Raw genomic sequence first — 26,985 nt, 5'->3', positions numbered from 1 at the left:
CCATGAACGCGCAGACCGCCGCCGCCCGGCAGACATCCGCCCCACGGACCCCTGCTCTCCCCGATGCCAAGCCCGAAACGATCGGGCTCTCGACCGTCCGCCTGCAGCGGATGTCGGACGCATTCAAGCGCGAGGTCGACAGGGGAACCTTGCCAGGCGCCACCGTCATGGTAGCGCGGCGCGGTCAGATCGGCTGGTTCGATGCGATCGGCCGCCAGAATCCGGCGACCAGCGCGCCGATGGCGCATGACAGCATCTTCCGCATCTTCTCGATGACCAAGCCGATCGTTTCCGTCGGCATCATGATGCTGGTCGAGGACGGCCACTTCATCCTGGGCGATCCCGTTGCCAAGTTCATTCCGGAATTTGCCGATCAGAAGGTCGGCATCGAGAACAACGGCAAGCTCGACCTCGTGCCGGTGATGCGGCTGGTGACCGTTCAGGACCTGCTCCGGCACACCTCCGGCCTGACCTACGACCACACCGGCAACGGCCTCGTCCAGCAGCTCTACCAGCAATCACGGCTGCGCAGCCGCAAGATCACCAATGCCGAACACGCCACCATGATCGCCGGCATGCCGCTGATCTGCCAGCCCGGCGCAGAGTGGAACTACAGCCGCTCGACCGACGTGCTCGGCCGCATCATCGAAGTGGTCTCCGGCAAGTCGCTCGGCGCGTTCCTGACCGAACGCATCCTGGCGCCGCTGCAGATGGCCGAAACCGCGTTCCACACCAGCGAAGCCAATGCCGGCCGCCTCGCCGAACCGTTCGCGCACGATCCGTGGAACGGCGACAAGGTGCAGCTCTTCAACATGCTGGAGAAGCCCGCGATGGAATCCGGCGGCGGCGGGCTGGTCTCGACATCAATGGATTATGCGCGCTTCTGCCAGATGCTGCTCAATGGCGGCACGCTTGACGGCAACAGGATTATTGGCCGCAAGACGCTAGAGCTGATGGCGTCGGATCATCTCGCACCTCACGTCAAGGTCTCTTCGCCGCTGATGCCGCCTGGCCACGGCTTTGGCCTCGGCTTCGCCGTCCGCAACCAGCGCGGCATCGCGCCGTTCCCGGGCTCGCTTGGCCAATTCTTCTGGAGCGGCATGGCCGGCACGTTCTTCTTCATCGATCCGGCGGAGGAACTCTTCATCGTGTTCATGATGCAGGGCCCCGGCCAGCGCGAATACATCCGCAACCTGCTGCGGAATCTGGTGTACGCGGCGGTAGAGTAAGGCCTACGCCGCCGCTTCCCCTCCGCTGTCATGCCCCGCGAAGCCGTGACGCTTGTTGGGATCGAGACGGCTGCGTTTACTGGATCGTCCGCCCCAGTGCGCATTGCGCACAAGGCGGACGATGACGACCATTGGTGGTTCGACGTCCTGCCCTCATCTGAGATCAACTAATCGTCGCGCCGCCGTCGATCACGATGGTCTGCCCGGTCATGAAGTCGCCAGCCTTCGATCCCATCAGCACGGCTGCGCCCGCGATCTCGTCGGGCACGCCGATGCGGAGCAGCGGCGAACGCGCGGTGGATGCCTTCAGCGTCTCCGGATTGTCCCATAGCGCTTTCGCAAAATCGGTCTTGATCAGTCCGGGCGCAATGCAGTTCACGCGGATATTGTACTTGCCATATTCGCAGGCGAGATTGCGCGCGAGCTGCATGTCGGCCGCCTTTGAGATCGCGTAGGCGCCGAGCACGGTCGAACCCTTCAGGCCGCCGATCGAGGAGACGATGATGATCGAGCCGTCCTTGCGCTCGATCATCTGCGGCACCACCATGTTGATCAGCCAGTTATTGGCGATGATGTTGTTGTCGAGGATCTTGCGGAATTGCTCATCGGAGATGCCGGCGAGCGAACCGTAATAGGGATTGGATGCGGCGTTGCAGACCAGCACGTCGATCTTGCCGAAGGCGCGGTTGGACTCGTCGACGAGGTTCTGCAGGTTCTCCTTGCTCGAAATGTTGGCGGCGATCGCGACTGCCGTACCCTTGCCGAACTTGTCGTTGATTTCCTTGGTAACCTGGTCGCAGACATCCTGCTTGCGCGAGGAGATCACCACCTTGGCGCCGTGCTCGGCCATGCGCTCGGCAATGGCCCGGCCGATGCCGCGCGTGGAACCGGTGACGACGGCGACTTTCCCGATCATATCGAACAAGCTCATGTCTCTCTCCCCGATCTTGATCCAGCGCGATGCCGGTTCTTGAATTGGAACTAAGCAGCCTTTGCGATCTTCGACAACTTCATCCTCAGCCGAGTTTCGTCGACGGCGGCTCCACCTCGGGCCCGGCCGGCTGATGCATCGCGTTGTGCGAGGCATCGGCGATCCATGGCTGCTGGTTGACCATCGGCAGCCGCCAGCGACTGTGACTGGCGCTGGAGAGGTGATCGAGCCGCGTCACCGAACAATTGTCGATATCGAAGGCCATCCCCTTATCGGGATGACCGCCGAGTGCATGACCGATGGCGGCCCTGATCGTGCCGCCATGGGCGACGACGATCACGTCCCTGCCCGCCTGTTCGGCATTGATGCGTTCGATCGCACCACTGACGCGATTGTAGAGGTCCATGAAGCTCTCGCCGCCGGGCGGCACCTCGTCGATTTCCGCAAACCAGTGACTGCCGAGCGGACGGCTGGCGAGGAACACCGCGCGATTGAGCCCCTGCCATTCACCGAGATGCTGCTCGGCAAACGCATTCACATGCGGCATCTCCGCGGGCTTCGGAAAGCCGGCGGCCCAGATCGCATCCGCGGTCTGATGCGTACGCTTTAGATTGCTTGCATACCAGACTGCGTTGCGCGGCAGGATTTTTCCGACCGCCTCGAACACGACGCGATCGCTGCAGTCGCAGCCGAGATCCTTCTGCCCGTAAATGCAGCCATTATCTTCGCGTACCGGCGCGTGGCGAATCCACCACCATCGCGTCGTAATCATCTGCGGCTTGCTTGCATTGGACATCGCCAAAGCCCTTCAATACTGTTCGTTGTCGCTGTACGTCAGAGCACGCATCGTCTCAAGTGACTCCAGCGTTTGAAATCTTGTTTGAATTCCGCGAGGCGGCAGACGCCGGTGCGGCAATCGTATCAGGGAGAGACTCATGGGCCGCCTCGAAGGCAAATCCGTCGTCATCACAGGTGCCGGAAGCGGTATCGGACGCGCAGCATCGGTGCTGTTCTCGAAGGAGGGCGCGAAGCTCATCATCGTCGACAAGACCGACGGTGTGAAGGAGACCGCCAAGCTCGTCAGCGAGGCCGGCGGCACCATCGAGCCTGTGATGGCCGATGCCGGTTTGGAAGCGGACGTTAAAGCGTTCATCGACAAGGCGGTCGCGAAATATGGCAGGCTCGATGCGATCTGGGCCAATGCCGGCGTCAGCGGCGGGCTGGTGCCGCTGGCCGAGCAGACCGTCGAGCACTGGCAGGAGGTGCTGCGCGTCAATCTGATCGGGCCGTTTCTGGCGATCAAGCATTCGATGCCGCACATGATCAAGCAGCAGTCCGGCTCGATCGTCTGCACCGCCTCCGTTGCAGGCTTGAAGGCCGGCGCCAGCGGACACCCTTACGGCGCCAGCAAGGCCGGCGTCATCAGCCTGGTGCAGACCACCGCCTACTCGCTGTCCGGCACCGGCGTGCGCATCAATGCGATCTGCCCGGGCCTGATCGAGACCGGCATGACCAAGCCGGTGTTCGACCGCGCCAAGGAACGCGGCACCCAAGAAAAGATCGGCCAGCTCAATCCGCTGAAGCGCGCCGGCCAGCCGCACGAGCTCGCCGCGATGGGCCTGTTCCTCGCCAGCGACGAGGCTTCCTACGTCAACGGCCAGGCGATTCCGGTCGATGGCGGCCTCACCGCGTCGATGCCGTATACCGGCAAGCCGATTTGATGCTCGCTGCATCATGACTACAGCCCGTCCGGCGGCAGGCCGGATGACTCCGCCGCCAGCGCGCGGTGGCGGACGCGCTCGCGATAGAAGGCATAGAGGCCTGACAGCACGATGATCGAAGCGCCCAGCACCATCATCGCGTCGGGTACATCGCCGAACACGAGATAGCCGAGCAGCATCGCCCAGAGCAGCGCGGAGTAGCGGAACGGCGCCACCGCCGAGATGTCGCCCGAGCGCAGCGCCGAGATGATGCATTGATAGCCGATCAGCAGCAGCACCGCCGCGAGCGCCTGCAGGCCAAGTGCGCTGGCGGAAGGCGGCGTCCAGCCGCCGAGCGGAACGAGGATGGCGCCGCCGGCGCCCGTCACTGTTACCGTAGTCAGCAGGGTGATGAACAGCGACGGAATCTTCGCCGGGATCTTCCGGGTCGCGAGATCGCGCAGCGCGCAGAACGCGACCGACAGCAGCGCGAACAGCGAGTACTCGCTGAAGCCCGCCAGCCCTGGCCGGACGATGATGAGCACGCCGATGAAGCCGGCCACGATCGCCGACCAGCGCCGCCAGCCGACCGGCTCGCGAAATATCACGGCGGCGCCGAGCGTGATTGCGAGCGGCAAGGCCTGGAAGATCGCCGAGGTATTGGCGAGCGGCAGATGCACCAGCGCCGCCATGAACGAGATCGTGCCGCCGATCTCGCCGACCACGCGCAGCGCCACCGGCCTGACCATCAGCGTCTGCAGCGGTCGCAGCGCGCCCTGATGCCACGCGAACGCGGCGACCAGCACGATCGCGAACAGCCCGCGCACCAGGATCACCTGGCCGAAGTTCATCTCGGACGACACCGCCTTGGTGATGGAGTCGTTCATGGTGAACGCTGCCATCGACACCGCCATGAGCAGGCTGCCGCGAATATTCGGGGAAAGTGCCAACTGGATTCCCTCATGGTGAGGAGCGCGGAACGCGCGTCTCGAACCATGAGGCCCCATCTGTGGCCTACATCCTTCGAGACGCCCGCTTCTCGCGGGCTCCTCAGGATGAGGGTTTTTTGAGCAGCTATGACGCAGTAGGATTAGGTCGCGCCGGCCTTCTGGGCATATTCCCAGGAAGACTTCGACAGCGGCACCGTGCGCGCCGCCGATTCCAGCGCCTTGGCATTCGCGGCGGTGCCGTCGCGGATCCGTCCCGCAATACCCTGCGTGATGCCGGCGAGACGGAACATGTTGTAGGCGAAGTACCAGTTGAGATCGGGCACTTCCATGCCGGTCACGTCGCAATAGATCTGCGCCGCCTCCTCCAGGCTCGGAATGTTCAGCGCCTTGAGATCGGCCTTTTCCAGCCCCGGCATGGTCCACTGCATCAACAGATAGGTGAAGTCGGCCATGGGATCGCCGAGCGTCGACAGCTCCCAATCCAGCACTGCCTGCACCCGCGGTTCCGTCGCATGGAAAATCATGTTGTCGAGGCGGTAGTCGCCGTGCACGATCGAGACGCGCTTCTGCTCCGGCACCGTGCGCGGCAGCCATTCGGCCACTTTCTCGAATTCCGGAATGTGCTGCGTCTCGGAGGCGCGGTACTGCTTGGTCCAGCGATCGATTTGGCGCGCGAAATAATTGCCGGGCTTGCCGAAATCGCCGAGCCCGATCGCTTCCGGATTGAAGATGTGGAGTTTCGCCAGCGTCTCGATCTTGCTGGTGAAGATTTTTCGCCTGTTATCCGGCGTCTGGCTCGGCAGCGTCGGATCCCAGAACACCCGCCCCTCTTCCATCGACATGATGTAGAAGGCCGCGCCGATCACGGCGTCGTCGGTGCACAGTGCGTAAGCCTTTGCGACCGGAAAACCCTGCTTGCCGAGCGCTGCAATGACGCGGAACTCGCGGTCGACCGCATGCGCCGACGGCAGCAATTTGCCGAACGGCTTGCGGCGCATCACGTAGGAGCAGGCCGGTGTCTCGAGCTTGTAGGTCGGATTGGACTGGCCGCCCTTGAACTGCAGGACCTTTAGTGGCCCCTGGTAGCCCTCGACATGCTCGCGCATCCAGGCATCGAGGCTCGCCTCGTTGATGCGATGGCGCTCCTCGACTTCCTTTGTCCCTGAGAACTCTTCGTCTTTCCTGACGCCGTCCGCCACGATGACGCTCCCTCAACTTTATTGTCCGTCATTCCGGGGCGATGCGAAGCATCGAACCCGGAATCTCGAGATTCCGGGTCTGGTCCTTCGGACCATCCCGGAATGACGGTGTGGAGAGCGCCACGCGCACTCTCCCCCATTTTTAATGCGTGGGAGAATTTGCATACTTCCGAAGTTCAAGTCTGGCAATGGCGCGATTATGCACCTCGTCCGGACCGTCAGCCAGCCGCAGCGTGCGCACATGCGCGTATTCCACCGCAAGGCCAGCGTCATCGGAGACACCCCCGCCGCCGAACGCCTGAATCGCGTTGTCGATGATCTTCAGCGCCATGTTCGGCGCCGCCACCTTGATCATGGCGATTTCGAGCTGCGCGGTCTTGTTGCCGACCTTGTCCATCATGTCGGCCGCCTTGAGGCACAGCAGGCGGTTCATCTCGATATCGATGCGGGCTTCAGCGATGCGCTGCTCCCAGACCGAATGTTCGATGATCTTCTTGCCGAACGCGGTGCGCGACGACAGCCGGCGCACCATCTTTTCCAGCGCCTCCTCGGCCTTGCCGATGGTGCGCATGCAGTGATGGATGCGGCCCGGACCGAGACGGCCCTGCGCGATTTCGAAGCCGCGGCCTTCGCCGAGCAGGATGTTGGCCTTGGGGACGCGGACGTTCTCCAGCAACACCTGGGCGTGGCCATGCGGCGCATCATCGAAGCCGAACACCGGCAGCATTTTTTCCACCTTGATGCCGGGGGTGTCGAGCGGAACGATGATCTGCGACTGCTGCTGGTGACGCGCGGCGTTCGGATCGGTCTTGCCCATCAGGATCGCGACCTTGCAGCGGGGATCGCCGACGCCGGACGACCACCATTTGCGGCCGTTGATGACATAGTGATCGCCGTCGCTCTCGATGCGCGTTTCGATGTTGGTGGCATCGGAGGATGCTACGGCGGGCTCGGTCATCAGGAAGGCCGAGCGGATTTCACCGTCCATCAAGGGACGCAGCCATTGGCGCTTCTGCTCCTTGGTGCCATAGCGCATGAATACTTCCATGTTGCCAGTGTCGGGCGCGGAGCAGTTGAACACTTCGGACGCCCAACTGATGCGGCCCATCTCCTCTGAGAGCGGCGCGTATTCCAGATTGGTCAATCCCGCGCCGCGGAATTCGTCGTCCTCGTGCGAACTCGGCGGCATGAACATGTTCCAGAGGCCTTCGGCCCGCGCTTTCTTCTTCAGGTCTTCCAGGATCGGGATCACCTTCCAGCGCTCACCCTGCGCGTCCTGCTGCTTGTAGATCGGCACCGCGGGACGGACGTGCGTGTTCATGAACGCGCGGACACGGTTCAGCCAATCCTTCTGCTTCTCTGACATGTCGAAATTCATGGGACGCTCCTCGGCTCTGGGCTTCTTCAGATCATTGGACCGCACTGTCCGCTCACCGCCGACGGCCCGCAAGCATTTTGCGGTTCGCTGGCCTGACAGTCCGGAACCGGACGGAGATGCAATCCGTTCGCAAAATGGAATTGACATTCCGGCCCTTCAAACGATAGTTTCATACGACTGTTTGAATTGCAAGCCCCCGAAGGGGAGCCAGGTATGTCCAGCGATCGGACCCGGTCTGCCATCCTTGCCGCCGCGGAAAAGCTTTATGCCGATCGCGGCTTCGGCGACGTCACGCTGCGCGACATCGTCGCCGAGGCGAACGTCAATCTCGCCGCGGTGAATTATCATTTCGGCTCCAAGGACGAACTGATCGCGGAACTGTTCGTCACCCGCAGTCTTGCCACCAACCGCGAACGGCTCAACGAGTTGAAGGCGGCGGAAGAAAAAGGCGGCGGTCGCGCCCCGATCGACGCAATCTTGCATGCGCTGGTGGGCCCCACTTTGCGCGGTTGCCTCGGTCCCGACCGCGAGGGCTCGACGGCGGCACGCTTCATGATCCGCGCGTCCATTGAATCGGTGCCGCCGATCCGCCGCATCAAGAACCGCGAGGTCGATCATTTGCGCAAATTCATCGCCGCGATGCGCCGCGCGATGCCCGGCCGCGATGATGCCGATCTGTACTGGGGCCTGCATTTTGCGCTTGCGATGGCGCATCACACCATCCGGGAACGGGAGCGGCTGACGAAACTGTCGGAAGGCCAATGCGACCTCAACGATGTGGACGCAATCGTCGACCGTGTGGTGGCGGTTTCGGTGATGGCGCTGACGGCTGGCGAGACGCCTGCGAAGAAGGCCCCCGCTCGATCGGCGATGCCGCAAGGGCGGCTGACGCGGCAGGATTTGTGAGCGGCACTGGTCAGGATATCGCTTGCACTCGCAAATAACGTGGTCATAGCTACGCAACCCTCGACTGTCATCCCCGCGAAAGCGGGGATCCAGTACGCCGCGGCTTGTCGGCTCAATCATTGACGTCTCTGGAATACTGGATCGTCCGCCCCAGTGCGCAATTGCGCACAAGGCGGACGATGACGACCGAATATGACGTCGCGATCTCGCGACATGAACTGTCCGAGGTTTGCTCTCAACTTCCCGCCCTCTCATTCAGAGGGCGCAGGGAAGACCGGGTGCTGGCTGCACCCGCGGTCTCGTGTGCTGCTTGCGCATAAAAAAACGCACACGAGCATACAGGTACAGCTCCAAACACTCCGGCCTTCCCTGCGCAATGGCTTTACGGCTTACTTCGTGCTCTTCCCGGAGAACGGCTCTTTTGCCTCCGTCGTCGGCGGATTACTTCCCGCCAACTTAACGCCAGCACCGCGGCGCCCGAACCACACGACTTCACCGTACACAATCGCCACGCACGTCGGTCATGGTTCTTGTGTCCATCGCATCTCACCGCGCGTTCGTGACGTGGCCAACGCCCCTCATCTGCCGTGAGACGGGCGGAGTTATGCGACTGATTTGGGTGAGAACGAAAGCAGATTCTTTTTAATTCACGGGCTTGACACGATTTCTGAAAATCAGAAGTGATTTGCCACTCCCTTCTCAGGTTAGCCCGGCCTTGCGCATTCCGGTCAGGAACCGCTCCATCAGTTCCGGCGTCTGATAAGGCACGCTTGATTTGATCCAATCGATCGAGAGCTGGGGCTGCTCGAGGCGCACGACAGCAAGAGATTGTCTGGCCTCCTCCACTCTTCCCATCTGAGCCAGGCTCGCACAGCGAAGCCGCTGGGCGCCGTGAAAGCCCGGCCGCAGCCGCAATAATTGCTCCGACGTCTCGAAGGCCTCCGCATACCGGCCGGCGAGATAGTTCGCCACGGTGATGCCGCCGAGAAACATGGCTGTATCCGGGTCCAACGGGCTCAGCCGGATGGCTTCCTTGCCGTGCGCGATCGCTTCACAACACTGTCCCGAGAAAGCGAGCCCGTGGCTGAGGTAGCAATGCGCGGTAGCCGAGCTTGGATTGAGGCTGACGGCGCGCCGAAACGCGGCGATCGATTCCTCGGTACGCCACTCCATCATTGACCAGTAGCCGAGGGCGATCTGCGCCCATGGATCGCAATCGTCGAGCGCGATGGCCCGAATGATATGCGAACGGGCGGCCTGCAGGCCCTGCTCGCGATCGCGCCAGCCATTATGCACCGAGAACACCAGGCAGAAGCCGAGCAGGCTCCGGGCCGGCGCGTAATCCGGATACGCCTCGACGGCGCGATTGAGCGCCTTGATCGCCGCTTCATTGTCCGACCGGTTCAGCCGCCAGACATGTGTTTGCGCCCGCGCCACGAGCTCCCATGCGCCAAGATCGCCTGGCGAGCGCGACAACGCGCGAACACCCTCGGCTGCGAGCAAGCGCGGCTGGATCGAGGCTATAACGCTGCTGGTGATCTCGTCCTGGATTGCAAAGATGTCGCCGAGCTCGCGGTCGTATTGCTCGGCCCAATGATGGCCGCCGGTTATCGCATCGATCAGCTGCGCGCTGACGCGCAGCCGCTGGCCGGCCCGGCGCACGCTGCCTTCGAGCACATAGCGGACACCGAGCTTGTCAGCGACTTGCCTGACATCGACGGCGCGGCCCTTGTAGACAAAGGTGGAGTTGCGGGCGATGACGAACAGCCAGCGGACGCGCGACAGGCCGGTGATCAGGTCTTCGGAGATGCCGTCGGCGAAATGTTGCTGGTCTGGGTCGCCGCTCATATTGTCGAACGGCAGCACCGCAATTGACGGACGATCGGGCAACGGCAGCGCGCGGTTTGCATCCGCCTCCATTGCCATGGGGTCTGCGCCCGACGGATATTCGCCGTCGCTGTCGATGGCGACAACCGATGGCGCAAACAGATAGCCGCGCTTGGAGACGGTTTCGATAATCGTCTGGCTGTCGTCCTGCAGCGCCTGCCGGACCTCCTTAATACACTGAACCACCGAGTTCGATGTGACGTTGACGTTTTGCCAGACCTTGTCGATCAACTCCGCTTTTGCAACCAGCCGGCCGGGATGCTGCGCGAGATAGACCAGCACGTCGAAGGATTTTGGCCGCAGCGGAACCGCGACGCCCTCGCGGCGCAAACAGGCCGATCGGCGATCGACCAGGAACGGACCAAAACGATAGCTCTTGATATCGGCCATGTCTGCGATGCGCTGTTCGCGTCGGGGTTCACGGGCAGTCTTGAGCCATTTCATCACAATTTCACCCGATCTTCACGACTGCCGCGCCTGCGAATGTGGGACTTTCGAGGAAGCCCACTTGCGCGGGCGACAGGCAGGAGAAGTTCCCATGAAGCCAGCATCAGGATTTTCACAGGCCATTCGGATCGGCAGCGTGCTTGCGGCCACGCTGTTTGCCACCGCCGCCCGCGGCGACGTCATCATGGACTGGAACGCCAAGGCTGACGCGATCGGTATCGAAAAGCAGCTTCTGAACGCGCCGAATACCCGCGGGCAGGCGATGCTGCACATCGCGATGTTCGAAGCGGTCAACGCCATCGACCGGCGCTATGCGCCTTACAAGCTCAACCTCACCACTGATAAGGACGCCTCACGGGAAGCGGCGGCTGCCGCTGCGGCCTATGACGTGCTGCTGGCGCTCCATCCCGACAAGAAGGCCGACCTCGATACGGCGCTTGCAGCCTCGCTCGGGGGGATCGCCGAGAATCAGGCGAAGGCTAAAGGCATCGAAATCGGCAAGCAGGCCGCCGCCGGGGTGCTCGCCATGCGCGAGAATGACGGTAGCAATACACCGGAAGACTACCGTCCCGCCACCACGGCTGGCGTCTACGTTCCGACCACTATCCCGATCGAGTCCACGAGCGCAAAGGTCAGGCCTTTCGCGCTGGTTAGCGCGTCGCAATTTCGCGCCCCGCCGCCTCCCGCGCTGACGTCGGAAACCTGGACGCGGGATCTAAACGAAATCCGCGAGATCGGCAGGAGTGTCAGCACCAAGCGCTCGGCCGAGCAGACGACGATTGCCCGCTTCTGGTTCTTCACGGGACCCCGGACCTACAACGCGATCGTCCGCCAGATCGCTACCAACAGAAAGATGGACCTCGTCGACTGCGCCCGCCTTTATGCGTTGACATCGATCGCCACTGCCGACGCCTTCATCGCGGTGTTCGATGCGAAATATGCCTACAATCTCTGGCGCCCGATCACGGCCATTCGCAATGCCGACATCACCTCCAACCCGGCGACGCCGCGCGAAGCAGCGTGGCAGCCTCTGGGAACGACGCCAATGCACCCGGAATATCCGTGCGCGCATTGCATCGTCTCCAGCGCCGTTGCCACCGTCTTGCAGAATGTGGTGGGCGATGAGGTCGGCGAGATCGCACTGACGAGCCCGATGGCGGCCGGCGTCACCCGCAACTGGACGCGGCTGCAGGACTATAGCGACGAGGTCTCCAACGCGCGCATCTATGCCGGCTTCCACTACCGCTTCTCCACCGAAGCCGGCAAGGAGATGGGCAGGAAGATCGGCGAGTTGACGGCGGCGACGCAGATGCGCGGCGCCGTGGCCGACGCACAGCAGAAGCGGTGATTTGGGTGAACGAGCTTCGAGGAGGCCGCCGGATCGGGCGGCCTCTTCTTGTACTCCATGACGTGCAAGAGTTTTTCGATCGGGAACGAGCTGGGCGAGATCGTCGTTGTGGCTCAGGCCAAGTTCAGGACGGAGAAGCCCATGCCTACCCAGCCGACCATCGCCCGCATCTGGCGCGGCCGGACGCGACCCGACATTGCGGATAGCTATGAGGCCTATATCAAAGCCGAAGGAATCCCGCCGCTGGAGAGAACCGCGCTGGGCGTGCAGCTATTCCGGGAAGACCGTGAACAGGAGAGCTGGTTTACCACGATCTCCTACTGGAGCGATCTGGAGTCGATGACCGCCTTCACCAAAGGCGAGCCGACCAAGGTTCACCATCTCGCCCGCGACCCGGAGTTTTTGATCGAGCTGCCGGAGTTCATCCAGATTCATCGAATTCTGGTCGACCGTCAGGGCCTGCGCTGAATGGGGCGGCGCCTACGCGACCGCGACGCAATCGATCTCGATATCGAACGGCGCGAACCATTCGGGCACGCAAACGAAGATGCGCGCCGGAGGATCTTTCGGGAAATAGCGCGCGTAGATCGCGTTGACGGCGGTGAAGTGCGCGGCCGAAGTGCAGTAGACGTTGCACTTCATCACGTTCTGCAGCGACGTGCCCGCAGTTTCCAGGCACAGTTTCAATTGCGTAAGAACGAGTTCGGTCTGACGCTCGATCGGGCCGGTGAAGAGCTCGCCGGTATTGGGATCGAACGGCGGTAGGCCTGACACGAACACCATGCCGCCACCGCGTGTAACCGGCGATACCGGCGCGCCCCGCTTGGCAAGCCAGGACGAGATCGGTTCGACGTGAATGACTTCCCGCTTCATCGTTCCACCCTCCGAACAAACTGATCGACGGTGGCATGCTAGTTCAATCCGAGGCAGGCATGCTTCGATATCGATGGAAGCGTCTGTGTCAAAATCTAATCGCCATCTTCGGGCTGGTGCCGCTGGTACAGAAATCTGTCGACGCCGCGATCAGATAACCTTCTTCTCCTTCAGCGCTTCGACCTTTGCCGCATCGTAGCCGATCGTGGCCAGCACGTCCTTGGTATCCGCGCCGAGCAGCGGCGGCGCGCGATATTCCTTCACAGGGGTGCCGGAGAAGGTGATGGCGTTGCGGATCAGCGACAGGTCGGGCTCGAACGGGTGATTGACCTTGACCCGCATGCCGCGCGATTGCACGTGGGGATCATTGAACACCTGCGAGAAATCGTTGATGGGACCTGAGGGGACGCCGGCCTTCTCCAGCTCGTCCAGCCAATAGGCGACCGGTTTCTTCAGGAACAGCCCGGCGAAGATCGCCATGATCTCCTTGCCGTGGACGACGCGGTCGTTGTTCTTGACGAAGCGCGGATCGGTCGCGAGCTCGGGCGCGCCGAGCACGGCGCAGGTGCGCTGGAACTGGCCGTCATTGCCGACCACCAGCATCAGCTCGCCGTCGGTGCAGCGGAACACGCCGGCGGGCATGCCGCCATTGCCCCATGTGCCGCGCCGCGGCGGAGTCTGGCCGTTGACCAGAAAGATCTGCGCGTAATGCGACAGCGCCGCGATGACGGTGTCGAACAGGCAAACGTCGACATGCTGCCCCTCGCCGCCATTGGCCTTGCGGTGATAGAGCGCGGCCAGAATGCCGATCGAGGCGTTCATGCCGGTCATGTAGTCGACGATCGAGGGCCCGACCTTCATCGGGCCGGCGCCGGGCTCGCCGTCGATATGGCCGGTGACGCTCATCAGGCCGCCCATCGCCTGCAGGATCGCATCATAGCCGGCGCGCGGCGCGTAGGGTCCGGTCTGGCCGAAGCCGGTCACCGAGCAATAGATGATACCGGGGTTGATGGCCCTGATCGATTCATAATCAAGCCGGTAGCGCTTGAGGTCGCCGACCTTGTAATTCTCCATCATCACGTCGCAGCTCTTGGCAAGCTCGCGGACGATGTCCTGCCCTTCCGCAGTTGCGATATTGACGGTGACGGATTTTTTGTTGCGGTTGGCGCAGAGATAGAACGAGTTGTTATTGTTGTTCTTCCCCTCGGGATCCCTGAGGTAAGGCGGGCCGAAGGCGCGGGCGTCGTCGCCGCCGCCGGGACGCTCGATCTTGATCACCTCGGCGCCGAGATCGGCGAGCATCTGCGCCGACAGCGGGCCCGCGAGCACCCGCGTCAGGTCGAGAATTTTGATGCCCGAAAGTGGCAGAGCCGACATGAATTTCCTCCGAAATTTTTGGCGCGTGGCGCGGGAACAGGGCCCGGCGCTGTGATGCCGATACACTAATTTTATGCCGCTGAGCCCTGCATTGTCGGCATGTAGCTATCCATAGCTGAGCGGGCGCGCGCTGGCGGTCCATCGGCCGAATCCGACTACTCGCGCGCGCAACAATTGAATTGGACCATTAAATGGTCTATGCGTTGGAGCAGACCCGTTTATCGCCGATCGAGGCACGCCATGCGTATCCCCGTCTCCGAAGCCAAGGGGCAATTGACCGAATTGGTGCGACGCGCCGAAGCCGGTGATGAGGTAATTTTGACACGTCACGGCCAGGCCGCCGCGCGGCTGGTGCCGGTGACGGCAGCGCCGAACCGAAAGACGCGCCGAGCCCTGCTCGAGGCCATGCGCGCCAGCGGCAAGGCAAAAGCAGCAGCCGGGCCAAACGCTGCAAGGAGCCAGGATTTTCTCTACGGTGACGACGGCCTGCCCGGATGATCGCAGTCGATACATCCGCATTGATGGCTGTCGTGCTCGGCGAAGCCGAGGCCGACGCCTGCATCGCCGTGCTGGAAGCGGAAGATGAGATACTGATCTCGGCGGGAACCGTCGCGGAGGCATTGATCGTCGCAGACCGCCGCAACGTCGGCGAGGAGATGGAAGGCCTGATCGACGGGCTCGGAGTCAATATCATCGCCGTTTCACTGGCTTCGGCGCGAAGAGTGGCGCGCGCCTATGCGCGGTGGGGAAAAGGCATTCACGCCGCCGGTCTCAATCTCGGCGACTGCTTCGCCTATGAGGTCGCGAATCAGCATCGCTGCCCCCTGCTCTATGTCGGGAGCGATCTTGCGAGAACAGACGTCAAGGGGATTTTGTGAACCGGTGACGATCCGGCTCAGAATCTCATCGCGAGCAACGAAACGGGCGGCTTCCATGACAGAAGCCGCCCGCTACGATTTCTCGAACCGTTGGTGCCGGAGCGCCTGATTACCGGTTGGCGCCGGCCTTGGCGCGGCTGGCGCGCCACTCAAGGAATTCCCGATACAGGGGATCGCGCTCCTGGGGCGACGAGAATGCGGCGGCCGGGGCGGCAACCGGCGCGGGAGCCGGCACGGCACCCGATGCTGCCGACACGGAAGCAGCCGGCGGCATGTTGCGGTCGAGCCATTCCTGCGCCGCCTTGAAGCGGGTCCAGCCGGACACCGTCGCCCGCGGCGCCATTTCCCGCCACTTCGGGTGGAACGGCGGACGCTGCAACTGTGCGACCTTGTCGAACATCGTATCCACCAGCAGCGAGAGGCGGCGGTAGCGGTCGCTGTTCGGCGCCCAGTTATACGACGCCAGCACGGCCTCTGCGGCGACCGTCTCGACGTAGCCGCCATCCGGCACGAGGCCGGGGTAATCCGCCGACGAAAGCTTGGACGGCAGATACTCCTCCTGCAGGGTCTTGGCGTACTCGACCGGGACCAGATGCAGGTTGCGGTCGTTGACCTGGTTCAGCCATTGCAGCGGCTTGCCTTCGATCGCAACGATCGCATCGACCTCGCCCTTGCGCAGCATGTCCACCGCCAGTCGCGGCTCCTGATAGATCAGATGCGGCCTGATTCCGAGCCGTTCGAACACGTTGATCGCGGTCACGAAGGTCGAGCTGTCGGGCAAATCGACCACCACGGTCTTGCCGTCGAGTTCCCGCATGTTGGTGATCGTCTTCGGCGCGAGGACGTGCATTTCCTCGTTGAACATCTTGGCCACATAGACGAACTGGTTGCGGATGTCCTTGGCGAAGTCCTTGCGATCGAGATAGGCGAGCGTGTCCTTGCGCACGATGCCAGCGTCGACGCCTCGCAGCAGCAGGATGTCCGCCACCGCCTGTACCGATCCGCGGCCCATCACCGGCAGGATCCGCAAGTTGGTGCCGTTGTCGAGCACGGAGGCGAGATCGGCGCCCACCTGGGCATAGGTCGAGCCGAACGAACCCGTCATCAGGCTCACCGTGTTGGCGTTGAGCTGATTGGCCAGATCGCGCTTGGTGGCGGTGCCGTACTTGAAGATCGTCTTGAAGGAATCGCTGACCGCACCCGGATCAATACCGCTGCGCACCGGGCCGAAATGCTGCCAGTTGCCGTTGGTAAAGCGCATCATCCGCATCTGCTCGATCGGCGCATGATCGGACGGGCTGGTATTGATCAGGATGCCCTGCACCATCATCGGAAGCTGGACACCCTTGATGTTGCGGGCCTGCTTCATGATGTTTTCGCGCGAGAGATCGTCGCCGCAGTTCTTCAGCACCTCGACCAGCGTCTTGCTGACGAGATAGCCGAGCACGGCCTGGCCGTTGGTCTTGCTCACGCTCGGGACATAGCGCTGCATGAAGGCGCTCCACTCGCGGAACACGGCGTCACCGGCTGCCGCCGCGTCTTCGCCCTCGAGCCTGTATGCCGCCGAGAGCAGGCCTTCCGCATTTTGCGCGCCCGCCGGCTGAATCACGGCCGAGTACGAATTGGCGATCGAGGCGACGAAATGTGCCGGCCGCCAGCCGAGTTCGGCGCTTCGCCGGATCGCCATGATGGCGAATTTCGGCGTGGTGAATTCGATGAAGACGTCGGCGTTGGAGGCCTTCAGCTTGGCCATCTGCGCATCGATATTGGTGTCGGTGACCTTGTAGGGAGCCTCGGCCACGATCGCGACCTTGCCGCCCAGGCCGTCCTTCAGGCCCTTCAAGTATTCCTTGCCCATTCCGTCCTCCTGATAGAGGACGGCGATCCGGCTGCGCGGATGGTTCTCCAGGATATACTGGGCAAAGATTTGCGCCTCAGCCGTGTAGGTCGGCAGGAAGCCCATGGTCCAGGGAAATTCGCGCGGCTGGTCCCAGGCCGCCGCGCCCGACAAGGCAAACAGCTGCGGAACCTTCTTTGAATTCAAATAGGGCTGGATCGCGGCATTCGTGTTCGTGCCGATCGTCGCCAACGTAAAGAGAACCTGGTCCTCCTCGACCAGCTTGCGGGTCATCTCCATCGTCTTGATGGGTTCGTAGGCGTCGTCATAGGTGATCATGTTGACCTTGCGGCCATTGATGCCACCCTCGGCGTTGACCTTGTCCAGATAGGCCGAGATGACCTTGGCGATCACGCCATAGGCAGAAGCCGGACCGGTGTAAGGAGCGGTATTGCCGATCCGGATTTCATTGTTGCCCGGAGGAGGCGCCGCGGATGCCCGATCGCTCACCGCCGAACCGGCCATCGCGGCCACCACCAGCGCCGCCACAGCGATGCGCCGCGGGGCGATATTGAGGCGGCGCACGGCGTCACGGGCCGAAGCCCAGGACCATTGCTCCATTCGCCAACGAGTGATGCCGATCGTAGCTCCCATTACAGTCCCCCTGTGAGCCCATATTCTGCAAAATAATTTGAACGGGTGATGCTTGGCGGTCAACGTTTCAACCCTACTCGCCGACATTGTGTCTCAATCGGATTGATTTTGTGTCGAGTCCAGGCGTTCCGTAAGGCATGGTTAGCAAGCGCGTATTTTGCTTTTGGAAATGCACCAAATTGCCGTTAACGCATTGCCTGCACAATCAGCGCGTGTTGGCTCGCCACCGCCGGGCGCCTGTGGAGCATTCATATGTGGCACGATAACAGCGATATCTTGAATAAATTTTGAACCATGGAGCGGGCGAAGGGAATCGAACCCTCGTCTTCGGCCTGGACGCGGTTCGTCCGATCCTCTCCCAGCGCCCGCCTGGCTCTGGCCTCGTTGCTGGCGAGCCGGCGCATAGTGGGCCGCTGGGTTTTTCGCTCCGAGCGAAACGCCTGGAACCAGTTTGGTCCTTTCAAGTTCATAGCCGCGCGCCGTTGGCAACATGCGGCGGCGCGACAGTCCGCGATCAAGAACAAGGCGGTCAGCCACCGGGCCTCGCCCGGCGGTAAGGCCGGCCAAGACATACGAACGGAGAGTAACATGAGGATTGCGCAAATTGCCCCGCTGTTCGAGAGCGTGCCGCCGCGGCTCTATGGCGGGACCGAACGGGTCGTTGCCTACCTGACGGAGGAATTAGTCCGGCAGGGACATCAGGTGACGCTGTTCGCGAGCGAGGATTCCATCACGTCCGCCGAGCTCGTTCCCTGCACGCCGCGCGCCCTGCGCCTCGATCCCGACGTCCGCGACCCCCTTCCCCACCACATGATCATGCTCGACAAGGTGCGCGAGCGCGCCGACGAGTTCGATATTCTGCACTTCCACGTCGACTATCTGCATTTCCCGCTGTTCCGCTCCGAACGCAACCGGACGCTGACGACCCTGCACGGCCGGCAGGACCTCGCCGACCATATGCCGTTCTACCGGCGATTTTCCGACATGCCGCTGGTCTCGATATCGAACGCGCAGCGCGCGCCGCTTCCGGGCGTGAACTTTGTCGGCACGGTCTATCACGGTTTGCCGGTCGGCCTGCACAAGCCCCGCCTCGGGCAGCATGGCGGCTATCTCGCCTTCCTCGGCCGCATCTCGCCGGAGAAACGGCCTGACCGCGCCATCGCGATTGCCCGCGCGGCGGGTCTTCCGCTGAAGATCGCGGCCAAGGTCGACAAGGCCGACGAAGCCTATTTCCGCGACGTCATCGCGCCGATGCTCGACGGCGGCGGGATCGAGTTTATCGGCGAGATCAATGACAATGCCAAAGGTGAATTCCTCGGTCAGGCCGCCGGGCTGCTGTTCCCGATCGATTGGCCCGAACCCTTTGGCCTTGTGATGATCGAGGCGATGGCCTGCGGCACGCCGGTCCTGGCTTTCCGTTGCGGATCGGTGCCGGAAATCATCGAGGATCGGCTCACCGGCCGTATCGTCTCCGACGTCGACGAGGCCGTCCGCGCTATCCCGGAATTGCTGGCGCTGGACCGCAAGGCGATCCGCGCACGCTTTGAAGAGCGGTTCTCCGCCGCGCGGATGGCCTCCGACTACGTCAAGATCTATCAGAAGATGCTGCGTAAGCACCCTGCGCCGCAGCTCGAACTCCCCTCCATCGCCGCACTTTCGGCCGCTGCCAACGGGCATGGCCTCGAGGCCGCCCCGACGGTTGCGCGCAAGGACAACTGAACCGGTGCCGGTTGCCGGGCCGGCCGTCATGATCAACCATCCTGACGGCCGGTGGCGCCTTGTGGATGTTCTTGCTGGGAGCGATTGGTTTCGGTCGAGCGAGGCTGGAAAACAAGAACCTGGCGTCGCGGGCGATTTCACGTCCGATGTGCAAGCAAACTTAGCCCGGTCCAGACAAAGCGAAGGGAGGCTGCCAGCAGCCTCCCTCGCCAAGCATCAGGCCGTCACGCGGGGATGGCTCTGATGCAAGTACCACAGTCGCAGCGCCGCAACGGCGGCCACCACGATCCCGGCGACGACTTGGAGTGTCGTCGACGACTGGTTGGCCGAAAGATGCGCCACCCACGGCGACAGCGCCACCCAAACACCGGCGGCCAAGGCTAGCCACTCCTGCCATTCGGCGAAAATCGCCAACGCCGTTACGGCAAGCGCGGCGATCAGGATGCCGCTCAACCAGGCATTCCAGTTGGCGGGGCTTTCAGCGGCAAACCCCAACGCCCACGGCGACACGAACAAGCCCAGGCCGATTACAAGATTGACGACATCGGCGATCATGTCTTTTTTCCAGACCGTGTTCATGGTTACAACTCCTTACATTGGCTCCTCTCTATTCGAGTTCGATTGACCCGTCATTGGTCGGCAACGCCTTCGGCGCGGGCGAGAGCACAAGGCTCCCGCCCGCCGCGCGGTTACTTGCCGTTGATGGCGATCCGCTTCACCTTCTGCTGCGCGGCAGGTGATTTCGGCAGCGTTACGGTGAGGACGCCGTTCTTGAACGACGCTCCAACCTTATCCTGATCGATATCGTCGACCGGGATGGAACGCTCGAAATGCCCATAGTAGCGTTCGCTGAAGCGACGTTCCTTGTCTTCGGTCTCGCTCTTCTTCTCACCGCTGATCGTCAACATGCCGCTCCTCAGTTCGACGTTGACGTCCTTCTCTTCGAGACCGGGAAGTTCAGCGATAACCTTGACTTCCTTTTCGGTCTCGTTGACCTCGAGCTTCGGCCAGCCCATCGCATGGGAGCTGAACGGAGCGATGTCGAACGAGCGGAACGCATCGTCGAAGAGCCGATTCATCTCGCGGTGAAGCGCGAGGAACGGATTGGGCTCGTTGCGGTGCAGACTCAGATCACGAGAGCCGTCGTTCCACGGAATGAGATCGCGTAGTGCCATAGATGTCCTCCTTTCTGTTCATCATGTTCACTGGACAGGCCTCACCTGCGCGCGGCCAAGCCGCGCACAGGCGGTTCGACAGCCTTGACCGGAATTGCGTCAGGCGGCCTGCTTCTGTTCGATTTGCTGGTTGTCGTTGCCGGCGGTTTCGATCGCGATGCGACGCGGCTTCATGGCCTCCGGCAACTCCCGGACCAGAACGATCTTGAGCATGCCGTTGTCGAACGTCGCATCCTCGACCTGGACATAGTCCGCCAGGTTAAAGACACGGCGGAACGGCCGCATCGAGATGCCCTGATACAGGTAGTTGTGATCACCCTTGTTGGCCTTGCGGCCCTCAACCGTGAGCGTCGATTGCTCCGCGGTGATGGTGATCTCCTCCGGGCTGAAACCGGCCAGCGCCAGCGAAATCTGGTACTGGTCCTCGCCGGTGCGCTCGATGTCGTACAGCGGATAATTATCGCTGTCGTTCATCGTGTCGCTGACGAGGTCGAGCAGGCGATCAAACCCAACGGTCGAACGCCAGAACGGGGACAGATCGTAGGTTCTCATAGCCACATCCTCCTCTTGAGCAACATGGATAGGAGCACCGCCGGGATTGTGTCCGGCGGCCTTGACCGGACCCTGACGGCATCCGGCGCCACACTTGCGGCACTACAAGAATTAGAGGTGACCCGTTCTATTTCAAGATTGCAACCGTCGCGGGCATTCACATTTTTCACCGCCCGGGGGCCGGTCTTCAAAGAGGGCTGCGCGTCCGAGCGGCACACCTCTTGACGCCACACGCAGCCGACCTAAATCGACCGCCGCCAAGGCCTAGCAGGATTGGCGCGCCGGATCCTCAAGGTGAAGGCGCTGGGGATTCCACGTTGCTTTCAGGAGGATGTGGTTATGGAGACGACGTATCACGCCCAGTCTGTGCTTCGTTTGAGCACGGGAGCAGTGCGTCTGCTGCCGCGACTGGCCGGCTGGATAGCGGCGTTATCCAGGAACCTGCGCATCAGGCTCTCCCTTCGCAACAGCTAATGTTGGGAGGAGAACGATGCGCGGTTTACTCGCAGTTGCCGTCGTATTCGCCATGCTGCTCAGCGCAAGCGAAGCAACCGGCGCGGAGCAAAAGAAGCCGAAGCCGTATCGCGGTTCGAACGCGGTGGTTCAGACCGAGGCACCGGAGCGGACGCCGTCCGTTGGCCGGAGCACAGGGTCCAACCGCGCGACCGGCGCGAGCCCGCCGTTTCGCGCCGAGGACATCGTCCCGGATATCTGTAAGGGGTGCTCCTGACGGGCTAACGACCTGGTCGCCTGCACAGATGAACGATGCGTGCGGCTTGATATGAGCCGCGGGCGGCTTTCCTTCGCCAGAAATGGGAGGGATAAAATGAAGATGGCCACGATCGATGGAGTGAACAAGACCACACCAGAAGCGGCATTCACCGCCAACGACAATGACACGCCGGACAGGCGCTTAACCCCATCCCCGTTCCCAGGAGATGCGCTAGCCCACATCTTTCGGCCCGAGCGGTCAGCAATGACCTCGGGAAAGGCCCGCAGCAAAGGCTGGCGGCTTACCTTCGAACGCCGCAGCGCCTCCTATGTTGAGCCCCTGATGGGTTGGACCGGCGATGATGACCCGCTCGCGACCGTCGAGCTGAGCTTCCCGACGCTCCGGGCAGCGGTCCGTTATGCCGAGCGTCAGCGAGTTCCCTATGTCGTTGAGAACGCAACCGAGCCAGACTTAAATCAGCGATCAGTGCGCCGCAGGATGAAGCATGCATTTTCCGACGAGACCCTCGAACGTCTCGGATTAGGTTCCCTCCAGGAGAGCTATGACAATGCCGTCGCCGGCGCGGAAGCCCGGCAGGATCGGCGCGGTGAGGAAGGTTGGAGTTCGCCGATGGCGGTAGTGCGCGATGCCGGCCTTTCGCTCGATGCGAAGCGCTCGATCCTGATAGATTGGGCATGGACCGAATATTTGATCGATCAGGCGACCAACGAAGGCATGCCGGAGAATGGCCGGCCCTCCCGCCTTCACGAGGTCGAGCTGGCGCTGCTGGCGCTCGAGCGCGGCAATGCGGCTGAGAAAAGCGCCGCCGCTGCGACAGCACAGGCGGCCTAAGCCGGCGCGAGGTCATCCCCGCGACGGATCCGGCCGCCATTGCTGACCGGCTTCAGCTTTCAAGCCATATCTGACGGAACAATCCGCACGCTTCGACATTCTGTGGACGCCGCCGGCTTGATGCGCTTGGGGCGCCGTTTTCGGGCCCCGACACATGCCCGGCAGCTCGCACCCACTTTGCTCTGAGGAGGAATTGGATATGAGCAGCCTGACAGTCCCTTCAAACCTGCCCGCGCTTCACTCGGAAGGCGGGCTCTCTCGCTATCTCGCCGCTATCAGAAAATTTCCGCTGCTGAGCGCGGCCGACGAGGTCATGTACGCCCGCCGCTGGCACGAGCACGGCGATCGCGACGCGGCCTATCGTCTGGTGACAAGTCACCTGCGGCTGGCAGCGAGGCTGGCCCTGCGCTACCGAGGCTACGGCCTTCCCGTCGCTGACCTGATTTCGGAAGCGAACTTAGGCCTGATGCATGCGGTGAAGCGCTTCAAACCCGAAAAGGGTTTTCGGCTCGCCACCTATGCGATGTGGTGGATCAAGGCGACCATTCATGAGTACATTCTGAGGTCCTGGTCGCTGGTGAAAATAGGCACGACGGCCGCCCAGAAGAAGCTGTTCTTCAATCTGCGGAAACTGAAAAGCCGGATCTCCGCAGGAGAGGACCGCGAACTTTCGTCTGAACAGGTCAAATACATTGCCGAGGAACTGAAAGTCGATTCCCGCGACGTCGTCGAGATGAACGGAAGGATGCGCGGTGACATTTCGCTCAACCTGCCCATGAGCCGGGAGGACGGTTCGGAAGAATGGCAGGACTCGCTGGTCGATCCGGCGCCGGATCCCGAAAGTCTGCTGTCGGAAGCGGAAGATCGCGACCGCACGAGCATCGCATTGAAGGACGCGCTTGCCGACCTGACGTCCCGCGAACAGCGCATCATCGAAGCACGCTACCTTGCCGAACGGCCGAAGACCCTGGAGGAGCTTGGCGCCACCTTCTGCGTGTCCCGCGAGCGGATCCGCCAGATCGAGGTTCGCGCTCTGCAAAAGATCAGGGGCAAACTGCGCGACCGTCTCGACAGGAGCGCTTCTCAATCGGAGACGCTTGAATCTGTCGCCGAGCTCCGGCGCCGATCAGCTTGAGGCAAGAAAGGTGAGCACCGGGTTTTGGTGCTCACCCCTACCGTAGGACTTAGATGCCGCTCTCATCGGCCATCGCCGGTCGCGATACGACGTAAGCGGCACAGGCAAGGAAGATGACCGCGACGGCTATGGCAAGCGGCAAGGACGGATCGACGCTATACCAGAACACGACAAACCCGATCGTCATTCCCGCGCAAGCCATGGCCTTGGCCGCCCGCGGGATGGCGCCGGCGGCGCGCCAATCCCGCAGCGGTTTGCCAAACGTCGGATGATCCAGCAGCCACACCTCGAACCGTGGCGACGAACGCGCAAAGCACCACGCTGCCACGATCAGGAAAACCGCCCCCGGCATCAGCGGCATCACCAGGCCGATCACGCCGAGCGCAACCATCACCCAACCGAGGCTGAAGTAGATGATGCGCATCAGACCTGCCGCCTGTCTGTTTCTTCAACCAAAGACCGCTCGCTTCCCGCTGACGCCATCGCTGGGCATCAGCTTGTTTGCGGCAGGGAATGAATGGAGGGAGTGAAGCGCGCCGTCAATATCGTCGTGAGATTTTTTTAGCGCAGCATCAATGGTTTAGATCGACCGGCGATTTTTCGCGTTGTACGTTTCAATATACGCTGCGCCTTCGGCCATGATCGGACATCTCAGGCATGGCTCAATATATCGCAAACTCGGACAACGAAGCCTCAGCGCGACGCTCGAAGATGACTGCCCCCTGGCGCTTGGCAATATCGGCGGCGGTTGCGAATGCTGATTTTGCTTCGACTTTGTTGCGACGGTCGAGAGCGAGCAGGCACACGCCGCGCAGACGATAGATCTCCGGCAAATAGATGCCGACCGGCCGAGGCCTCCCCTGAGAAGCAGATTGGCACATTTGTTGAATTTGGGGAGGAGATTTCGAGCAATAAAAAGGGACGCGCCTTCGGTCCGCTCGGGTCAAAATCATGGAGCGGGTGAAGGGAATCGAACCCTCGTATTCAGCTTGGAAGGCTGCTGCTCTACCATTGAGCTACACCCGCGCTCAGGCGTTGAACTAACACGCCATGCAGGCGGCCTCAACCCACTCCGCCGCCCCTGCCCGAACATCCTGTGGGATGGCGCAACGGGCCGGCGGACCCTTAACAGGGGCTGATTCGCCACCTATATTGAAGTTTCCATCAACAACGAAAGGAGGTGATCCAGTGTCTTATACCAAGCGCTGTCACCTCGCTGGGATCGCCCGCTAGGCTTTAAGTTTATGGCCTGGCATCGGGGCGCTCTCAGCCCTGGACCAGCGAGCACAACAATCGGGCGCGACGGGAGCGATCCCGCCGCGCCTTTTTAATAGCTGATCAGAAGCCGCAGCGATCAACCAAGCGAGGGCGCGGGCCGCGGCGGTCTTCGATGATGCGCTCGCCGCCATTGACGGCAGAACTGCCGTAGTAGCGGTGGTGGCCGGTGAACATCATGCCAATCGCCTGATAGCGACGACGCTGACGGTGCGCGCAATCTAGCGGCATCGCAGATGATCGTGGCTGGCTGGCGTCGCATGACCGTCTCCTTGGATGGTGCGCGTTGGCTCGCGTTTTGCTCATCAGTCGGGAACCTGCCGGACTGCGTTCAACGGCAATCCGATATATCGTATTTCCGGAATGTTTCGTCGCAGACCATTTGTCGGGATGATCAGGGCCAAATCGTCCTTTAAGGGGTAGCCAGTCCGTAAAGGAGAACACGATGCTCTACGCCATTCTCGCCTACCACGTCGAAGCCGAGGTGATGTCCTGGACACCGGAAGAGGACGCGGCAGTGATGACCGGCCTGCTTAAGGTGCATGATCGGCTCAACGCCAACAAGCTGCTCGGGCCGGCGGCGCGGCTCGGTGGCACGGCGGAGGCGCGCACCCTGCGCGGACCGGGCGACGGGATGGTGATCGACGGACCGTTCGCCGAGACCAAGGAGCAGTTACTCGGCCTCTACGTGGTGGATTGCGCCGACGATGGCGCCGCAATCGGCATTGCCCGCGACCTGCGTCGCGTCAATCCCTCCGCGGTGTATGAGATCCGCCCGATCAGGCTTTATCTGCCAGGGGAAGCGTTGCCGGAAACGGCGCAGGGTGGCCAGGGTTGAGGCGCGCACGCTTCAGGCTGACCACTTGTCTTCTTCGCGCCTGGCTTCGTCTTCATTAAGGCGCTCTACGATTTCAGCAGCGACGGCGGGACTCTCCGCATCTGCGATGGGAGTACCGTCCTGCTTCTTTATCGTCTGACCTTCGACATCCACGGGAAAATCCTCAGGCCTTAGTGGCTTCTTTGGATTCGATGTCATGTCTGCCTCCCGCTGCGCGCGCGATTGCTGCTCTGGCTTAGGCTCCAGGCGAAGATTGGTTCCTATAGCGCCGATAGCGCCGTCGACGCATTTGGCCGCAGCAAAAATAGGAACGAAAGCAGCGCCTGAAGAATTGCCGGTGCTTCACAAGTAGAAGGAGAACGGCCATGAAAGTAGCAGCGATCGCGTTGGCAATGTTCTTTGCGCTCGGGTCAACTTTGGCCGTCGCCCAAGGTGCCGGAGGAGCAGGCGGTGCGGGGGGCGGCGCAGGTGCTGGAGCTGGCGCGGGTGCCGGCGGCGCAGGTAGCGGAGGCGCTGGTGACGGCAGCGGAGGTGCCGGAGCGGGTGCCGGCAGCGGAGGTGCCGCTGGCGGAGGAGGCCCACCCGCAACTGTTGGCACATCCCGCAACCCAGCCGACGTAAGTACGCCGGACCAAGACACGAAAAGGATGAAAAAGTAAACCGGTCCGCAGGATGTTAACGGCAACGATGCGGTGAAGAAGGTCCGGGTCGAGCGCCAGCTTGGACGTTAGGAACGCAAATGAGGAAAGTGGGTTGAGGCGCGTCGCACCGTCCCCCGTTGAGCGACACCTCAGCCCGTGAAGGGTCTCAGCTGTCCCCGCTGAGACCCTTTTCACGTAGAGAAGGCGTCTAGCTTGTGAGACCGATTTCTTTGTTGCGTGACCAGAAATGTCGGCCGTTCGCGCCGGTCTATGCTGCCAAGGTACTATTTATTTCGACGGACAAAAACACCGCGCTTAACTTTTGTTATGTCCAGATTCGATTTTTAAGGAACCCCGATTTGTCAGGCGCATTTGCAGCGTATGAGCCGCTACTATTTCGATATCCGCGCCGGCGACGAGCTTGCCGTCGATAAGTCGATAAAGAGGGTTTTGAACTCCCCTGCCTGGACGCCGCGCGCGAAGAGGCCGCCC

At 62.0% G+C, this 26,985-nt stretch carries 28 protein-coding genes and 2 tRNA genes; 13 read left to right on the top strand and 17 right to left on the bottom strand.

Translation table 11 applies throughout. The annotated features are described in order from the left end of the window. Nucleotides 1–2: 2 nt before the first annotated feature. Nucleotides 3–1,229 (top strand): serine hydrolase domain-containing protein, encoded by a 1,227-nt coding sequence (locus HCN50_RS22895; RefSeq protein WP_171712122.1) that lies wholly within the window; start codon nt 3–5, stop codon nt 1,227–1,229. Nucleotides 1,230–1,392: 163 nt separating this feature from the next. Here the strand turns inward: HCN50_RS22895 and HCN50_RS22890 are convergent, their stop codons facing one another. Beyond that, complete coding sequence (locus HCN50_RS22890) at nt 1,393–2,160, bottom strand: SDR family NAD(P)-dependent oxidoreductase (protein ID WP_171712120.1); 768 nt, start codon at nt 2,158–2,160, stop codon at nt 1,393–1,395. An 85-nt stretch (nt 2,161–2,245) separates the two neighbouring features. After that, nucleotides 2,246–2,956 carry a histidine phosphatase family protein gene (locus tag HCN50_RS22885; protein WP_171712118.1) on the bottom strand — a complete coding sequence of 237 codons (711 nt, stop codon included), beginning with the start codon at nt 2,954–2,956 and terminating at the stop codon, nt 2,246–2,248. 139 nt (nt 2,957–3,095) lie between these two features. Between HCN50_RS22885 and HCN50_RS22880 the strand changes: the two genes are divergently transcribed. Continuing rightward, nucleotides 3,096–3,881, top strand: coding sequence for an SDR family NAD(P)-dependent oxidoreductase (locus tag HCN50_RS22880; RefSeq protein ID WP_171712116.1), 786 nt, complete (start codon nt 3,096–3,098; stop codon nt 3,879–3,881). 17 nt (nt 3,882–3,898) lie between these two features. Here the strand turns inward: HCN50_RS22880 and HCN50_RS22875 are convergent, their stop codons facing one another. The 3 genes from HCN50_RS22875 to HCN50_RS22865 all read right to left on the bottom strand — a co-directional run bounded on the left by HCN50_RS22875 (nt 3,899) and on the right by HCN50_RS22865 (nt 7,387). Then, on the bottom strand, nt 3,899–4,810 hold the full coding sequence (locus tag HCN50_RS22875; RefSeq protein ID WP_171712114.1) for a DMT family transporter: 912 nt from the start codon (nt 4,808–4,810) through the stop codon (nt 3,899–3,901). Between the two features lie 140 nt (nt 4,811–4,950). Next, nucleotides 4,951–6,009 carry a phosphotransferase family protein gene (locus HCN50_RS22870; protein WP_171712112.1) on the bottom strand — a complete coding sequence of 353 codons (1,059 nt, stop codon included), beginning with the start codon at nt 6,007–6,009 and terminating at the stop codon, nt 4,951–4,953. Between the two features lie 142 nt (nt 6,010–6,151). Then, nucleotides 6,152–7,387 carry an acyl-CoA dehydrogenase family protein gene (locus HCN50_RS22865; protein ID WP_171712110.1) on the bottom strand — a complete coding sequence of 412 codons (1,236 nt, stop codon included), beginning with the start codon at nt 7,385–7,387 and terminating at the stop codon, nt 6,152–6,154. A 213-nt stretch (nt 7,388–7,600) separates the two neighbouring features. On the opposite strand from HCN50_RS22865, the gene HCN50_RS22860 reads away from it, so the two are divergent. After that, nucleotides 7,601–8,293, top strand: coding sequence for a TetR/AcrR family transcriptional regulator (locus HCN50_RS22860; RefSeq protein ID WP_171712108.1), 693 nt, complete (start codon nt 7,601–7,603; stop codon nt 8,291–8,293). Nucleotides 8,294–8,992: 699 nt separating this feature from the next. Here the strand turns inward: HCN50_RS22860 and HCN50_RS22855 are convergent. Beyond that, nucleotides 8,993–10,624, bottom strand: coding sequence for a winged helix-turn-helix domain-containing tetratricopeptide repeat protein (locus tag HCN50_RS22855; protein WP_171712106.1), 1,632 nt, complete (start codon nt 10,622–10,624; stop codon nt 8,993–8,995). 94 nt (nt 10,625–10,718) lie between these two features. Here HCN50_RS22855 and HCN50_RS22850 point away from each other — a divergent pair, with 94 nt between their 5' ends. Beyond that, nucleotides 10,719–11,975: a vanadium-dependent haloperoxidase gene (locus tag HCN50_RS22850; protein ID WP_171712104.1), complete on the top strand. Its 1,257-nt coding sequence runs from the start codon at nt 10,719–10,721 to the stop codon at nt 11,973–11,975. Nucleotides 11,976–12,116: 141 nt separating this feature from the next. Further along, a complete protein-coding gene (locus tag HCN50_RS22845) occupies nt 12,117–12,443 on the top strand; it encodes an antibiotic biosynthesis monooxygenase family protein (protein ID WP_171712103.1) in 327 nt (108 codons plus the stop codon). A 12-nt stretch (nt 12,444–12,455) separates the two neighbouring features. Here the strand turns inward: HCN50_RS22845 and HCN50_RS22840 are convergent, their stop codons facing one another. Continuing rightward, nucleotides 12,456–12,848, bottom strand: coding sequence for a RidA family protein (locus tag HCN50_RS22840; RefSeq protein ID WP_171712102.1), 393 nt, complete (start codon nt 12,846–12,848; stop codon nt 12,456–12,458). Nucleotides 12,849–12,998: 150 nt separating this feature from the next. Further along, nucleotides 12,999–14,225, bottom strand: a complete 1,227-nt coding sequence (locus HCN50_RS22835; protein WP_171712101.1) for a CaiB/BaiF CoA transferase family protein — start codon at nt 14,223–14,225, stop codon at nt 12,999–13,001. Nucleotides 14,226–14,465: 240 nt separating this feature from the next. On the opposite strand from HCN50_RS22835, the gene HCN50_RS22830 reads away from it, so the two are divergent. Both HCN50_RS22830 and HCN50_RS22825 read left to right on the top strand, forming a co-directional pair. Continuing rightward, on the top strand, nt 14,466–14,723 hold the full coding sequence (locus HCN50_RS22830; protein WP_171712100.1) for a type II toxin-antitoxin system Phd/YefM family antitoxin: 258 nt from the start codon (nt 14,466–14,468) through the stop codon (nt 14,721–14,723). After that, nucleotides 14,720–15,103 (top strand): type II toxin-antitoxin system VapC family toxin, encoded by a 384-nt coding sequence (locus HCN50_RS22825; protein WP_171712099.1) that lies wholly within the window; start codon nt 14,720–14,722, stop codon nt 15,101–15,103. The genes HCN50_RS22830 and HCN50_RS22825 overlap by 4 nt, the downstream gene beginning before the upstream one ends. A 109-nt stretch (nt 15,104–15,212) precedes the next feature. Here HCN50_RS22825 and HCN50_RS22820 read toward each other — a convergent pair whose 3' ends face one another. Both HCN50_RS22820 and HCN50_RS22815 read right to left on the bottom strand, forming a co-directional pair. Further along, on the bottom strand, nt 15,213–17,594 hold the full coding sequence (locus tag HCN50_RS22820) for an ABC transporter substrate-binding protein (RefSeq protein WP_311968123.1): 2,382 nt from the start codon (nt 17,592–17,594) through the stop codon (nt 15,213–15,215). A 295-nt stretch (nt 17,595–17,889) separates the two neighbouring features. Beyond that, nucleotides 17,890–17,963 (bottom strand) — tRNA-OTHER (locus HCN50_RS22815). A 219-nt stretch (nt 17,964–18,182) separates the two neighbouring features. On the opposite strand from HCN50_RS22815, the gene HCN50_RS22810 reads away from it, so the two are divergent. Further along, the gene (locus tag HCN50_RS22810) at nt 18,183–19,313 is read left to right on the top strand and encodes a glycosyltransferase family 4 protein (protein WP_171712098.1); all 1,131 of its coding nucleotides are present in this window, start codon (nt 18,183–18,185) and stop codon (nt 19,311–19,313) included. Nucleotides 19,314–19,529: 216 nt separating this feature from the next. Here HCN50_RS22810 and HCN50_RS22805 read toward each other — a convergent pair whose 3' ends face one another. From HCN50_RS22805 to HCN50_RS22795, 3 genes are all read right to left on the bottom strand, one after another. After that, nucleotides 19,530–19,892 carry an SPW repeat protein gene (locus HCN50_RS22805; protein WP_171712096.1) on the bottom strand — a complete coding sequence of 121 codons (363 nt, stop codon included), beginning with the start codon at nt 19,890–19,892 and terminating at the stop codon, nt 19,530–19,532. A 110-nt stretch (nt 19,893–20,002) separates the two neighbouring features. After that, nucleotides 20,003–20,488 carry an Hsp20/alpha crystallin family protein gene (locus HCN50_RS22800; RefSeq protein ID WP_171712094.1) on the bottom strand — a complete coding sequence of 162 codons (486 nt, stop codon included), beginning with the start codon at nt 20,486–20,488 and terminating at the stop codon, nt 20,003–20,005. A 99-nt stretch (nt 20,489–20,587) separates the two neighbouring features. Beyond that, a complete protein-coding gene (locus HCN50_RS22795; protein WP_171712092.1) occupies nt 20,588–21,040 on the bottom strand; it encodes an Hsp20 family protein in 453 nt (150 codons plus the stop codon). 490 nt (nt 21,041–21,530) lie between these two features. Between HCN50_RS22795 and HCN50_RS22790 the strand changes: the two genes are divergently transcribed. The 3 genes from HCN50_RS22790 to rpoH all read left to right on the top strand — a co-directional run bounded on the left by HCN50_RS22790 (nt 21,531) and on the right by rpoH (nt 23,739). Continuing rightward, on the top strand, nt 21,531–21,770 hold the full coding sequence (locus HCN50_RS22790) for a hypothetical protein (RefSeq protein ID WP_171712090.1): 240 nt from the start codon (nt 21,531–21,533) through the stop codon (nt 21,768–21,770). 96 nt (nt 21,771–21,866) lie between these two features. After that, nucleotides 21,867–22,604 (top strand): NADH dehydrogenase ubiquinone Fe-S protein 4, encoded by a 738-nt coding sequence (locus HCN50_RS22785; RefSeq protein ID WP_171712088.1) that lies wholly within the window; start codon nt 21,867–21,869, stop codon nt 22,602–22,604. A 208-nt stretch (nt 22,605–22,812) separates the two neighbouring features. Then, nucleotides 22,813–23,739 carry an RNA polymerase sigma factor RpoH gene (rpoH, locus tag HCN50_RS22780; protein WP_171712584.1) on the top strand — a complete coding sequence of 309 codons (927 nt, stop codon included), beginning with the start codon at nt 22,813–22,815 and terminating at the stop codon, nt 23,737–23,739. Nucleotides 23,740–23,788: 49 nt separating this feature from the next. Here the strand turns inward: rpoH and HCN50_RS22775 are convergent, their stop codons facing one another. The 3 genes from HCN50_RS22775 to HCN50_RS22765 form a co-directional block, all read right to left on the bottom strand. Next, entirely contained in the window at nt 23,789–24,163 is a 375-nt protein-coding gene (locus HCN50_RS22775) for a YbaN family protein (protein ID WP_171712086.1), read from the bottom strand. A 238-nt stretch (nt 24,164–24,401) separates the two neighbouring features. After that, nucleotides 24,402–24,572, bottom strand: a complete 171-nt coding sequence (locus HCN50_RS22770; protein WP_171712084.1) for a hypothetical protein — start codon at nt 24,570–24,572, stop codon at nt 24,402–24,404. 119 nt (nt 24,573–24,691) lie between these two features. After that, nucleotides 24,692–24,765, bottom strand: a tRNA-Gly gene (locus HCN50_RS22765). 694 nt (nt 24,766–25,459) lie between these two features. On the opposite strand from HCN50_RS22765, the gene HCN50_RS22755 reads away from it, so the two are divergent. Then, nucleotides 25,460–25,852 carry a YciI family protein gene (locus HCN50_RS22755; protein ID WP_171712082.1) on the top strand — a complete coding sequence of 131 codons (393 nt, stop codon included), beginning with the start codon at nt 25,460–25,462 and terminating at the stop codon, nt 25,850–25,852. A 12-nt stretch (nt 25,853–25,864) separates the two neighbouring features. On the opposite strand, the gene HCN50_RS22750 is transcribed toward HCN50_RS22755, so the two are convergent. Then, entirely contained in the window at nt 25,865–26,050 is a 186-nt protein-coding gene (locus HCN50_RS22750; RefSeq protein ID WP_171712080.1) for a hypothetical protein, read from the bottom strand. A 201-nt stretch (nt 26,051–26,251) separates the two neighbouring features. Between HCN50_RS22750 and HCN50_RS22745 the strand changes: the two genes are divergently transcribed. Next, nucleotides 26,252–26,473, top strand: a complete 222-nt coding sequence (locus HCN50_RS22745) for a hypothetical protein (RefSeq protein WP_210265064.1) — start codon at nt 26,252–26,254, stop codon at nt 26,471–26,473. Nucleotides 26,474–26,985: the final 512 nt, after the last annotated feature.

Source organism: Bradyrhizobium archetypum (genome assembly GCF_013114835.1).
GTDB classification, from domain to species: Bacteria; Pseudomonadota; Alphaproteobacteria; order Rhizobiales; family Xanthobacteraceae; genus Bradyrhizobium; species Bradyrhizobium archetypum.
This window is presented reverse-complemented; position numbering and strand designations above follow the sequence as displayed.